This is a genomic window from Armatimonas sp. (assembly GCF_031410135.1).
Classification (GTDB): domain Bacteria; phylum Armatimonadota; class Armatimonadia; order Armatimonadales; family Armatimonadaceae; genus Armatimonas.
In genome coordinates this window covers 1-13,683 of sequence record NZ_JANNYP010000364.1, presented here as the reverse complement: position 1 = coordinate 13,683, position 13,683 = coordinate 1, and the positions used below count along the sequence as shown (strand labels likewise).

At 55.5% G+C, this 13,683-nt stretch carries 7 protein-coding genes and 1 pseudogene; 3 read left to right on the top strand and 5 right to left on the bottom strand.

Annotation, left to right across the window (positions count from 1 at the left end; genetic code table 11):
- From RMO15_RS13345 to RMO15_RS13335, 3 genes are all read left to right on the top strand, one after another.
- The coding region (locus tag RMO15_RS13345; RefSeq protein ID WP_309713354.1) for a DUF1343 domain-containing protein at positions 1-922 on the top strand (922 nt) is incomplete at its 5' end.
- A gap of 2 nt (positions 923-924) precedes the next feature.
- Positions 925-1,767, top strand: coding sequence for a hypothetical protein (locus tag RMO15_RS13340; protein ID WP_309713351.1), 843 nt, complete (start codon positions 925-927; stop codon positions 1,765-1,767).
- A gap of 8 nt (positions 1,768-1,775) precedes the next feature.
- On the top strand, positions 1,776-2,453 hold the full coding sequence (locus tag RMO15_RS13335; RefSeq protein ID WP_309713349.1) for a hypothetical protein: 678 nt from the start codon (positions 1,776-1,778) through the stop codon (positions 2,451-2,453).
- Here the strand turns inward: RMO15_RS13335 and RMO15_RS13330 are convergent.
- From RMO15_RS13330 to RMO15_RS13310, 5 genes and pseudogenes are all read right to left on the bottom strand, one after another.
- Positions 2,419-3,405, bottom strand: coding sequence for an NAD(P)-dependent oxidoreductase (locus tag RMO15_RS13330; RefSeq protein ID WP_309713347.1), 987 nt, complete (start codon positions 3,403-3,405; stop codon positions 2,419-2,421). The genes RMO15_RS13335 and RMO15_RS13330 overlap by 35 nt on opposite strands.
- A gap of 49 nt (positions 3,406-3,454) precedes the next feature.
- The gene (locus RMO15_RS13325) at positions 3,455-6,025 is read right to left on the bottom strand and encodes a S8 family serine peptidase (protein WP_309713344.1); all 2,571 of its coding nucleotides are present in this window, start codon (positions 6,023-6,025) and stop codon (positions 3,455-3,457) included.
- A gap of 218 nt (positions 6,026-6,243) precedes the next feature.
- Positions 6,244-9,666 carry a hypothetical protein gene (locus RMO15_RS13320; protein WP_309713341.1) on the bottom strand — a complete coding sequence of 1,141 codons (3,423 nt, stop codon included), beginning with the start codon at positions 9,664-9,666 and terminating at the stop codon, positions 6,244-6,246.
- 10 nt (positions 9,667-9,676) lie between these two features.
- Positions 9,677-11,752: a PQQ-binding-like beta-propeller repeat protein gene (locus RMO15_RS13315; RefSeq protein WP_309713338.1), complete on the bottom strand. Its 2,076-nt coding sequence runs from the start codon at positions 11,750-11,752 to the stop codon at positions 9,677-9,679.
- 4 nt (positions 11,753-11,756) lie between these two features.
- A pseudogene (locus tag RMO15_RS13310) lies at positions 11,757-13,683 on the bottom strand (hypothetical protein); the annotation flags it as partial.

Sequence of the window (13,683 nt, the reverse complement as noted above, 5' to 3'; positions counted from 1 at the left end):
GCCTGCCTACTCGCTCTACGGAAAGACAAAAGTCCCGACAGCGGCAATGCTCAAGGGCCTTGACTTGCTGGTCTTTGACTTGCAAGACATTGGCTGCCGAAGCTACACCTATCTCTCCACACTGGGCTGCGTGCTCGAAGGGGCGGCGCGGGCAGGACTGCCCACTCTCGTGCTAGATCGCCCCAATCCTCTAGGACTACAGCGGGTTGAAGGGGGGCCGGTGCAGACCGGGTTCTCGTCGTTTGTCAGTAAGTACCCCGTCGCCTACCGACACGGCATGACCTTGGGAGAAGTGGGGCGCATGATCAGCGGCAAGGGCTGGCTTCCGGGTGGCCTCAAGCCCAAGCTCGATGTGATTACCTGCTCCGGCCTGCGCCGCCGCGACTCAGGTTGGGACAGCCGCCGCTGGATTCCGACATCGCCCAATATCCCCACCCTTCGCTCGGCGCGCCTCTACGCCGCCACGGGGATTCTCGGTGAGCTGGACTGCATTGCCATCGGGGTGGGCACAGACGACCCCTTTGGCTATGTTGGCAGCCCCACGCTGAGTAGCACGAAGCTTCTTGCCGCACTCCAGCACATGCCTGTCACAGGCTTCGGCTACGAGGCCGCAAGCTTCACCCCCTCCAAAGGACTCTTCTCCGGTGAGCTCTGCCAGGGCGTGCGTGTCAAAGCCCCCCAGAGTACCAATGCAGAGTGGACACGTCCCAACTTCACGCTCCTAGCGGCCCTCAAGGCAGTGGGAGTCGCCAGGCCTTTCTCCCCCGGTGAGCCCTCACGGATGTTCGATCTCTCCTGCGGAACCGACAAGGTGCGGAGTCTCTTTATGCGCGGTGGGGATGCATCCGCGCTCTGGCAGGAGTACCAAAAAGGCGTTGCGCAGTTTGAGAAGGAAAGAGCACCGTACTTGTTGTATTCCTAGCCATGAGCCGCTATACAAACTCCGATATCACGCGCTACACGCCCTCCTGCTTCTGCTTTATCTTAGATCAGTCGTCGTCCATGGCTGAGCCCTTTGGCGAGCGTGATGGAGAGGCTCCTGTGACAAAAGCCGAGGCGGTGGCACTGGCACTCAATAACCTACTCCGTAATCTGATTCTTTCTTGCTCCAAGTCCGATGGCATCCGTGACTACTTCGAGGTTGCGGTAATCGGCTATGGGGCTGAGGTTGGCTCCGCTTGGCAAGGAGCACTACGTGGTCGTGAGCTGGTTCCGATCTCCCAGGTCGCTGAGCAGGTGCTCATGCTAGAGGAGCGTCCCGTGAGCTTAGGGGACGGAACGACAGAGACCATCCAGGCTCCCGTCTGGATCACTCCACAAGCCCATGGCTCCACGACCATGTGCACGGCCCTGCACCTTGCCCATGATATTCTGGCGTTCTGGACTGCCAAAAACCCCTCGTCGCACCCTCCGGTAATCGTCCACATTACCGATGGCGAGGCAACCGATGGCGACCCAGCTCCCTATTTAGAAGCCCTTGCCAACACCGGAACAGGCAACGGACGATCCACCCTGTTCAATGTGCATCTCTCCAGCCGACGCGCTGCACAGCCGCTCTCTTTTCCCGATCAGTCCGCGCCTCTGCACGATCCCTACGCCAAACTGCTCTTTGATAAGGCAAGCTATCTGACTCCCTACATGCGCACCGTCGCATGGGAGAACGGCCTGCCCCTCACCGAACAAGCCCGCGCGTTCGTCCTCAACGCAGACCCTAGCCTGCTGGTGCTGGCATTAGAGATTGGAACCCGCCCCGGACGGCTCTGGTAGAGGCAGTGATGGTGATAAAGTCTTTCACGCTCGCCAAAGATCCCGCCACACCACAACAGAATGAAGACGCGCTTGTCTGGCAGGGGCAGCGCCTTGTCCTCACCGATGGCGCTTCATCCGATGCTTTCTCGGGGCTCTGGGCACGCCGACTGGGGGAGCAGTTTGTGGCAACGGGCACACTCGATCAAGAGCAGGCCGCACAGCTCTGGCAGGACGAGGTGCGGCAAAATCCTCTCCCATGGTTTCTCGCCGATAAGCTCCGCCAACCGACGCACGCGAGCTTTCTGGGCTTAGAGTGGGACGGCATGCAGCTTCAGGTACAGGCCATCGGAGATAGCTGCGTCTTCGTGATCCGTGCTGACTCCCTAGCCCTAGCCTTTCCCTACGACAATGCGGATCACTTCGCCAGCCACCCAGCGCTCGTGCCCACGCAAGGCCGCGTCCCCGAGAGACGGCACGCACACTTTCTCCTTCAGCCCGACGACACCCTCCTAGCCGCCACCGATGCCCTCGCCGCCTGGATCCTGCGTGAGCAAGCACACCAGCCCTGGCACTCGCTCCAAGCCCTCCAGAATGAGACCGATTTCGTGCGCTGGGTTCAGACCCTGCGCGACTCGGGCCGCCTTGCCCTCGACGATACCACGCTAGCGATTATCGCAGTTGGGCCAGATACCAGGGAATCGTGAGACGAAGTCCTTCGATTAGTGGGCGAGGAGCATAGCTGGGCAGGAGCGCTTGGAAGCGTTCGAGCTTTGAGAACTGTGAGCCGGGCTCGAAGACCCCCGGTGTACCAGGCTGAACTTGGGGAGCCATCCCGGTTACGCCAAACTCCTCGCGCAGCACGGTCTGGATGGTCTGAATAACCTCTGCCGCAGCGTGACGGTGTGGTGAGCCAATATTGAACGCAACCCGCGCCAGCTTGCCATCCTCACGCCGAAGGGGCACATTCCCCCGCCTCTGTTCATCGTTCGCAAGAGCCACCAGCGCCTCCAAGGCATCGTCGAGAAAGACATACTCCCGCAGTGCCTCCCCTGCCGGGCCAGCAGTGATCCGAGGTGTTTCTTGCTGCACCGTACGCCGGATCGTCCCCGGCACAATCCGGCTCCAGTGTGTATCGCCCGGCCCATAGACATTGGCGAGCCGTGCCACCCGAATCGCGGGAGTTTCGTAGAGCCCCGCGTAGAGCCGTGCCACTTGATCCTGCTGCGCTTTGGAGAGCTCGTAGAGCCCTCCGTTGAGAAAGGCAGTTGAGTCCGTATCATCGTAGGGCGGCGTGGCAAGCGCTCCATACTGCTTATCCGAAGAGGCAACCACCACAGCCCGCACTCCCACTCGCAGACTGGCTTCTAAGATATTCCAAGTTCCCGCAACATTGGTCTCCAGCATCACCCGCGCCCCCTCCGGGCCACTGGCAGCCTGAAGCACCGAGAGTGCCGCCAGATGATAGACGACCTCCGGCCTCTCCTGCTCAAACAGAGCAAGGGTAGCTGCAAAGTCCGTAATGTCCAAGGCGGTGAATGCCCCTGCAAACGCCCCCGCTTGACGGCCAATTCCCAAGACTTTTGTTTTCGTTGGATCTAAGTGTTGAGCGAGGCCACGGGCAAGAAACCCAGAAGCACCTGTGATCAAAGTTTTCATAGGCAAAAAAAAGCGGGGCTGCATTGCAGCCCCGCCCCTACTCAAGCAACTAGGGCCTGATGGTCGCTATCAGCTCACCACTGAAACGCTTATTCGTTCTGCGTGGCGTTGTGTAGGATCCCGTAACACGAGCCCTTACCACCGTGCCAAGGGTTCTAAGCTTATTAAACCTAAAGATCTGCGTTACCGTACCGTTTGCAGAGATACTAGGCATTGTAAATGGCAGAACTGTGGTGGTATTGTTTGCACTAAAGATCACACTATCAATCTTGACATTTGTCGCACTAGAGAAGAGGCTTCGGTTTTTCAAAGTCACCGCTAGCTGCCAAGTTGTTGCACTTCTACTCAGCAAAACCGCCGTGATGGGGATAACCTCTTGGAGCTCCAGAGTTTTGAATTTGCCACTCCGTGATCCACGGAACCCATCGGGAGCGGGCAGTGTCTCAGACGAGAGCGTGTAGTCGTAGTCCGTCTCTTCGCGGATGGGAGTAACCGTCACAGAGTGATTGATCACCAAGTTGGAGTCCGTCACCACAATCGGGTTAGGATCACTTGGCCCGTCAGAGAGAACGACCTTGGAGGTTGCAGGCACAGCCGTCCGCCAGGAGATCGTTACCTGATTCGCCCCAATACCCGTGACCGAGACATTGTCAATGAAGATCGTTGTAAACTCACCCACGACCGCATTATAGACCGCTCCCGACTGAGTGGAAGAGTCGACTTGGTACTGGTACGTCAGATCAAGAGTTAGCCCTGTTATCGTGACACTGTGATCCGTTGTTAACGAAGGATCATCTACAGTGATAGCATTGGGGTCGTTTTCATCGAGTCCTACCCAGACCGTCGAGGCGGCAGGCAGTGAAGTCTTCCAGGTGAACGTCACCTGATCCATACCCGGAGTGACTACCAGGTTACTCACGAAATTGACCAGCTTATCGGCAGCCCGATCAGCCGACAAAATCCCAACACCCGCTCTGCCATCCCAACCCAAAGCCTCAATATCCAGTGCTGTGTTTGTAAAAGCACCAATGAGCTCGCTGCGCGATAGCAAACTCCCATCCACAGAAGAAAATGATGTTGGAGTTATAACCAGAGTATCAAGTGACTTCATCTGGGCCATGAGTGCTGCCGCATGTGGAGCCGCAGCGGAGGTTCCAAAGAAGGGATTTAGTCCACTTGAACCAGGAAAGGTCGTCTTGACCCCATCGGCAGCGGTAAAGTCTGGCTTATTGCGTACCACGCCACCATTGGTTGCAAAGAGAAAGTTATTCGGCGTGATGGCCGTTCCATTGGCATTGTAGAAGATGCGCCGTGGCCCGGTTGACGAGAAGGACTCCGTGACAAGCCCACCGAGTGACAGCGAAAAGGTGCTAGGAAATGCAAGGTTCGCATCAACCGCGGCAACCCCAAAGCCTCCAGCAGCTCCTGAGTGCCCGTAAGTCTCTCCTGTTGTGGATGCGGCAAACACCGCACCGTCCGGCCCATACAACCGCAAGGCACGATCTTGCCCTGAGAATTTCACAATGACAACACGCTGTCCAGATTGAGCAACTGCAAATTCTATCGGATCTTGCGTCCCAGTCTGGAAATTATCCGATGAACTAACAACTGCTGTCCCCGTCGAGTTCAGGATATAGAGGTCATAGTCATTCGCCGAAGCAAGGGTTGGATCAGACCACCCCAGAATAATACGGCTGGGAACACTCGTTGTATTAAAGAGGTTATTATTGGGAAAGCGATGTACTCTTCCAAGTCCCGCCAGCGCTCCCGTTGCGGCACCGCCGTCTCGGAAGTCCCCTTCCCAAACGCCTCCCCGCTGATTTCCAGCCGCGGAGAAGTAGAGCTTACCTTGAGCAACGACTTGCTCTACCGCTTGAGCAATCACACCATCTTGAAATGGACTCTCAAAAAGGTAGCCAAGGTCATCGACAATAATGTCACAACCTGCTGCTGCCAAGTCTAAGACAGCTTGAGCCATTTGCGCCTCGCCCAGAAACCCTGTCGCGAAAGCAAGTGCAGCATCAGGAGCAACATCATGGATGATCTCCATCATTGCGGTGCCTTCGCCGGACTGGCCTGGATCATCTATGAGAACCTGAAGAGTGCTAGGAAGATCGCCCGATGCAATCGAAGCGGCTCGGAAATCGGCACTGTCGGAGATCACACCAATCTTGCTATTTCCACCACCTGCACCGTACGTATTCCGAACGAACTTAGAACCATGTGCCGTATCCCCCTCACTCTCTACAGAGCCAGCGTTCCGTACGGGTTTGTCTGCGGGTCGGATAATACGCACATCGGGGCTGAGGGCAAGCTGATCCAGCCAGCCAGTTCCAATCCAAGCACGCATTGCATTCCACTGGGGATAGGCCCCTACAACCGTCCCCCCCATTCCTGCAATGGTCTGAGCCAGCCCCGTGGTAATATTTCCCTTGATATCCACTAAGACGCGACCAACCATATCACGCTGTAGGCTAGGAGCCTGGAGCGACGGTACTCCCGACACGGCGGGCCGATTTTGATCTATTCTCGCAGCGAAGATCAGACTCGACGAGAGCTTTTTTTGTTCAGGTGTTCGCGCTAGCTTATCCTGATTGATGAGAGCAATTTGCTGTTGCACCGTAGCAGAGAGCCCAGAGGTATCTGTGATAGGAGCCGGAAGACGCGATCCCTGCGCCCATGCGGATTGCCCTAAAACAGGTATAGCCAGCATGGCAAATGCCATAACTGACCACTGGGCTCCAACTTTTCTGTAATCCTTCATGATTAGAGTTCCTTGTTGTATTTTCAAGATAAAAACAGAGCCGCTCTTTCGAGCGGCTCTTTCTGCATTGTCTCCTAGGGAAGACGGGTTCGAACACTGGGGAAAGCCGTATTATTTACAATAGGGCCGGTTCCATTTGGATCCTGTGTGACATAGGTTCCTGCCACTCGAAAATCAGCGGCTGCACCCGACACTCCCACGCTTCCAGGGTAGCGCAGTGTCAGAGAGCGTGAGCTCCCAACGGCAATGGCTCCCAAAGTCACAGGTAGTGGTGTCGTAGTACCCACAGCCAATGTACGCAGGATAGAGCTTGATGTGATCTGAACGTTCTCCGCAAGCCCTGTCGGAATGTTATTTCCTAAGGCATCTTTTTTCTGCACATTGGTAATGGTCACCACAGCAAAGATTTCATTACCAATTCGGTTCAGCGTAAAAGTAGACTTCAGGTTAGGCGTGTCAAAGATCTGTTGCGCGTTTGTCGTATTGATTCGCCAGACTCCTCGTCCATACGTTGCCACGTTTAGATTACTCTCACTTCCAATTCTAACGAACTTAATTCCAACACACTGAACGTTCGGCAGTCCAAGCGGAGTGGTTGCATCTTGCCAGGTAGTTCCCTGATCTGTTGTTACAAATACTCCAATGTCTGTCGCGATATAGAACGTATTGACAGGATCGGATACATCTCTTGCAAGCCCATTCACGGGTACACCGTCTGGCAGACGAGTGAAGAAGTTAGGATCCGCCGGGTTGGTCACAACACCACTTTGATCCGTGTAAACCACCGTTGTAGAGCGTGTGTTCTGACAGCGGTAGACATGTCCCCCGCCCGTCCCTCCGAGAGTCAATAGAATGTCTTCAGGACGGCTCGGGTTTACGGAGATAGAGGTCACAGGCCGTCCGGGAAGCGTCGCCGTGTTGATCTGTCGCCAGGTCGCATTTGATGTTGCAGGACCGGACATGTTTGTGGTGAACTGCCGTGCATTGTCATTGGTCATCCACACTTCGCCGGTTGAGGTACCAACATAGATGCGTTGCCCTGCTTGCGGAGGTGGGCCTTCAGGGCCTACCGCGGTGGCAATTGCGGTAATCACACCTCCAAAGGTATTGGTACCGATCTGCCGCCAGCGTCCCCCCACTCCTGCTGCTGTCGAAGTTCCATCAAAACCCGTTTCTGCGTTCAGATCATAGCGCCATAGCGCATTGGTTCCCGTGTAAATGACGCTATGGCCACCAATCGCACCTCCGACAGTGTCTACTTCCACAATGGGGAACGATGACTTCGGCTGAGCGCCAAAGGCAAGCTGCGTCGTGGTTCCATTATCAACTGGGGTGGGAGGTGTCTGACCATCCATAGAACTATAGGGATAGGGGAAGTGAGTCTCTGTCGCCGTCCTTGCTGCATTTAATCCCGTGAACGACTGATCGGGCGAGATGTCTCGAACATTTGTCCAAGTGTTGTCCGATGCCATTACGAGGCGCTGACCCGTTCCACCGGAGATAACCCAGGCGTACTCGCGTCCACCCGTTGTCGCAATTGCGGTATCTCCAGTATAGTTACCGACCGTCTGCGGTGGGTTGGCAAAAGGCCCATTGCTAAAGTCCCGCGAGGGGGCCCCGACGCTCCGCCAGCCCGTGGCCGTGGCTGGACGAGCTAGCCCCATGTGCTGTGTTCCGGCCAGCGCATAGTCTTTGCTCGTGGGACTAAAGTCCGCACCATTGATCTGGGTGATCGCAAAGGCTTCACGGCGCTGCGGGATGGTTAGTCCCGTCAGGCTACCCGAGGTATTCATATCCGTTGTGGTGAACCAGTGATCTGCGGATGTGTTTGCAAATCCAGGAGCAATGTTATCAGGATCGTAGCGAAGCTCAAAAACACCACCATCATTGGCCACCAAGACACTCTGTGGATCAAAGGGATCGTACTTAATGTCACGCTGCCACGCATGGAAGCGATCTCTAGGAGAAAGACTAGCATCATGCGAGAAAACAAGGTCACGCCACAGGTTCGTCTCCTTCATAAGATTCAGTGTCAGCGCACGACTGGCTCCCAAGGAAGCCGTGATAGACCGATTTCCCCCGTAGAGCATGTCGAGTGTGTAGGCTGTATCTCTAACAAAAGGAGGAGGAGGAGGCTGCGGCGGGAGGAATGCCGTGGGGGCTGCAACCATCGCGGAGGTGTACTCAGAACGGCTCCAGTTATTGAAAGCACCATTTGAGATACTATAGTTACCGGTAATCTCCTCCCAGAGATAGTTGAGCGTCCCATTCGTATTGATGTCCGTGCGGCTCTGCGGCTGACCACGCCAGACACGGCCATCATCAGCAGCAGATGTGGAGTCCATCATGTAAAGCACAAAGGGATCCGTTGCGGAGGGAGTCACCAGAAGAGTCTTTCGCCCCCCGACGGCTCCAGAGTTAAACACCAAGGGCGTATTAGCAACCTTGCGCCAGGTCGCACCCGAGTCATCGGAGCGATAGACACCATCATTTAACCGGGATGCGTAGAAGAACTGGGGATCGGTGGTGGGGGACGTGGTAGGGTAGTCACGGCCGTACGGGTTGAAAACGCGAACGGTATTCCAGTCGCCTGCCGGAACATCGCCACCGGTTTTCAGAGTCGGCCTCCTCCAAGTCGCGCCACCATCGGTGGAGCGCCAGAGGCTACCTGGATTTGTCCCACGCCCTGTCGAGGCAACAATAATACGGGGGTTGCGCGGTGAGATCGCAATCGCCGATACCGCCGTTCCCGTCATCTCTGCTCTACCAATATTAACAAACGTCGTGCCACTATTGACCGACTTCATGATTCCCAGAGCGTTTGTCCCGTTGCCGAAAAAGCGTGGTGTATCCTGTCCCTCACCTTGTCCACTACCAGGGCCATAGAAATCTCCCAGACCAACATAGAGGATGCGACCATTGGTGGGATCAGTGGCTACGGATGAAGTCTCAGGAAAGGCGAACTTGTCTCCCAAAGGCTTCCAGATAATTGTCCCAGTTGTTGCATCCGCTCTCCACACGCCCCCACTCGCAGCGGCAATGTAGAAAATCCCCTGATTACGGTTGTCAAAAGCGATGCTATTCACACGACCAGAGATAAAGCTACTAGTCTGCCCTTGGCTAAAAGCATAGCCAGGTTGGAAGTTAAATGGCCCAAAAAACTCCCACTGTGCACCCGAGTAGCCAATATTAACCCCCATTAGCATGGGACTATTTGATGGTCTGTTACCGCCCGAACCGCCAATCGCTGCCGGTCGCATCTTCGTACGGTACTCAGCGGCTTTTGCAAGCGCCTGCGTGTCTACGGGCTGACCTGGGTTCGCACGGAGAATATCACGTGCACTCAGTGCAGCATCGCGCTGACGCTGCGCCGCCGTCTGTGTCTTCTGTGCATTGGCTTCGCGAGACAGCTCTAAAAACTGTGCTTGTGCCCCACTGGCAAGAAGCGACACTCCGAGCAGAGCCGAGAGGACAACGCCTCCCCTCAATCCTAGCATCTCATTTCTCCTATTTGAGCGCATACACGTTCCCCCTAAAGCTACCAATATAGACATTCCCATTCGGTCCAATACAGGGAGACGAGTCAAAGTTTTCACTGGCGGTTCCTGTCATAAACGTCCAGGCCGTTGCTCCAGTGCTCGTGTTAATTCCGTAGACATTACCATCGTAGCATCCCAGGTAAAGCCGTGTCCCATCTTTACTTACGGCAGGTGATGAGGTAAACCCAGCCGTGAACGAAGGGGTTTCCCAACTCAGGCTACCATCAGCAGAGTTGAGAGCAACAACTCGGTTTTTATCAATCCCCGAGATATTGTCAAAGGTGGCAAAGTAGACTTTACTTCCATCGGGCGACATGGCAGCGGTGGCGTATATCTGCGCCTCAGCATCAAATGAGCTTGCCCAGCCAAGAGTTCCCGTTGCCTGATCGACGGCAAAGAAGAGCCCCTCTAGCGTCCCGAAGAAGACCTTCCCACCACTCACGACAGGGGAGGACATCGTCACCGACTTATCTACCGTATCAAACTCCCAGACCCGTGCCGCTGTGTTGGTATTGACCGCATAGAGTTTGGCTCCTATCCGTCCTCCACCCGAGTCCGTTGCCCCCGCACTGGCAAAGTAAACCGTGGCCTCATCATCACTCAGAGCAGGCGATGTTTGAATTTCGGTTCTCTTTGCAGGATCAGCATCCATAAATTGCCAGCCAACAACCGGAATACCATTGAGAGAGTCTGCTTTATAGAGCTTGCGATCTGTGCCACCCGTTCCGTAGTACAAGTAGCCATTAGAATCAAGCGCGGGGCTTCCAAAGACAGGCCCCGCCGTTTGCCTTACCCAGACTTCCTGCGCCGCAGTCCCTGCTGTATTAGACTTAATCCCATACAAAAATCCGCCACCGCTGGCATCATCATAGGAACCAAAGTAAATCGTTCCATCGCGGCTGACTAGGGGAGAAGACTCAATGCGTCCTCTGGCTGCATAGCTCCACTTCAAGGTTCCATCAGGATTGATAGCATAGAGCACACCGCCTGTCCCTGTTGCTTCATTGTAGCCACCAAGGTAGAGTACGCCCTGCTTGTCTACGACAACCGAGGAGAAGACCACGTTTCTTGGAGCCACGGACAGAGGGCCGCTCCAGAGCTGAGAGACACTAGAGGCAATGGACGTGCCCGCAGTGCCAACACCAAGGTTCTGCTTACTCCCACGGAAACGAGCCCACTCACTGTCACTCAGGCCAAGCGGCACGATATTGATCGCTGTTGTTGTGGTATAGCGGGTAGGATTAGCAGAATCCGATGCACTTGCCTCAGTCTCGGTGACCTGGATCGTCACACTCTGCGCAACACTTCCGGGGTCACCGGCAACGTATGTGGCCCCATTCCCCTGAAACGTTGTGCCCGTCCCCTGAAAATTTCCAATCCCTGGAGCAACAACATCCCACTTCCACTTGGAAGGTGTGGTAAGTACAACGGCATTTGTGGCATCTCTGGCAGTTGCCAAGAAGGCACGTGTTCGATCTTTCCCTAGGTTCTGCCCACTGGTACTTCCATCAGTGATGCTGATCTCGACACTACGAATGGTTGTCCCAAGAGTGAAGTTTACAGCACTATTCGTGGGATTGTCCGTATCTAATCCAACAACAGTTCCACCTGTTGCCTGAGCAGCACCACCTCCGCCCGTTGTGTTGGGAAAAGCACTTGCAGTAATCGTGTAGTTCTCAGGCGTCCCTGGAACTCCGACCTCAAGGTTGGTTGCCGTCGTACTCGTGGTCGTTGTCGGGGACGAACCACTAAAGTTAGTAGGACGCACCAGAGTCCTGGGAAAGCCAGGAGCATTGCGCCCCCGACTATCTGTAATATTGACCACGATACTATTGGAAGCATCAGGAATCAGACGAGTGACTTCAGGCCAAGTGACCGTCACATCAATCGTACCAACTTTGCGGCTGGGGATAGCACTGACACCGCCCCCAAAGGGCCGTCCCAGACCACCGCCACAGCCGGTCAGTGGAACAACCAGACTCAGTGCAATCGCCGACGCGCAGAGCGCACGTGGCACGGTTCTCAGAAAAACGAATCGTGTCATTGGCTTAGTTAATCCCAATCCCTAGCGAACCGGCAACCACCTGAACATTGATGGTTCTCGTTGCGCTTGTATCGTAGTTACTGGTTGCAATCACTCTCAGGAGCCCACTTGGAGCAGGCGGCGTCCCCGGTGCGGTGTAGGTTGCCGTTGTCGCCCCTGTAGAAGTGATGTTTCCGTAGATATTTCCGGTGTTTGCCTCACCATTGGGCCCTGTGATGGTCCAGGAAACCGTCCCATCTCGTCCGGTCGGAAGCCCCGTCAGCCCAACTCCAAAGTTCTGGGTGCGGTTGATCGAGACCTTTTGCGGATCGGGCAGCGGGCTTGGAGCCGTCACGTTCACACCGATCGTCGTGCTCACAGTAATGGAGAGATCCGTGAACTTCCGGGTGTCGTAGACACTGGTTGCCCGAACGACATACACCCCATTCACCTTGGGGGCTGTAAAGCGCGCGGTACTCCCCCCGGTCGAAGCGATAGCGGAGCCAAAGCCCGTCGGGCTAACCACCGACCAAGTCACCGCCTGGTTTGGCGTATTGCTCACGGCAGCCGTCAGGTTGAGCGTATCTTCCCATTGCAGTGTAGGAGCAGGGCTCGGAGTAATCGTAACTCCCACCGTTGAGAGCACAGTAACCGTACAAGTACCAATCTTAGTGGAGTCGTAGTTACTGATTGCCTGAATCGTGATCGTCGCCTCACGCTTTGGCGCGGTGTAGGTGATACGGTTGGCATCTGCCGGGTCAACCACAAGCACCCCAACAGGATTCGTCCCATCCTTGACGATCTCCCACTTCACTTCACGACGAGAGTCGCCCGTTGCAGGGATTCGTGAGGAAAGATTTTTAACCACCGCACTGAGTGAGATAGATTGTTCCCAGGAGAGATTTGTCGTCGCAGGAGTTACCTCAACCACGGTTGTCGCACTGACTTTAACCGGCACGGTGAAAGTCTTGGTGGAGTTGTACTTACTGGTTGCAATCACGTTGACAGTGCGCGACTCTGTACCGGTAAGCTTGGGAGCAACATAGGTGACCGTGTTCGGTGCCACACTGACTAGCTGACCATTGAGAACACTGGGGCCTCCCTGAATACTCCAAACAACATCACTCTCGGCCGTCGGAGCGCCAAGAACCGTAGCGGTGAGTGGCAGTGGGAACTCAGAGCCAATATCTCCTGAGATCGGAGCAACATTCACATTGGTAGCCGATGTGACATCAACCACAACAGGAGGAGAGGTCGCCGTGTCCACACGCACAGTCACAGTCGCTTGGATCGGATGAAGACCCCTTACCTGGGAGCCCCCATTGACAGCCTCAAGGTTCTGCGGCTCAGCCACAACAGTGAAGAAAGCGCCACCACGCAGCTCGTTGGTGATAGCAACATCTTGACCATTAAAATTCTTCGCAGCGAACTTCAAATCTTTGGTCTCTCCTACCTCAACGCTCTGTCCAGGAAGCAAGGTAATGGATTGAACACCTGTGTAGGTCGAGATTGTTACCGTTAATGAGCCATCTGCCAGCACGGAAGCGGATGCTTCGGCGCGACCAATTTCTTCACCACCGGCATCACCTGCAGCATAGAAGCGAATCGTAAGAATGGACTGACCAACCCGAGCAGGGCGTGGTGAATCGTAGCTCTGGAGAACAGCACCAGTGCCGGCAGGACGATTCACGACCCAGGAAATATCATTTCCCGAGGCATCCCCTTTTTCCAGCGTAATCCTGGCGGAGAGCGCCGAGGAGAGTCCAACGACGCGGCTACGCGCGCCCCAATCGATCTTGACCTTAAAGGCTGCGGTACGTAGTGGGGTGGGAGTCGGTGTCGCCCCAACGGGTGTTGGTGTTGGTGTCGGGTTGGTATCCCCGCTGCCACCACAGCCAGAAGGCAGGAGCGCCAGCAGACCTGTTACCAGCACTGCCGCCGCCGCCGCCAAC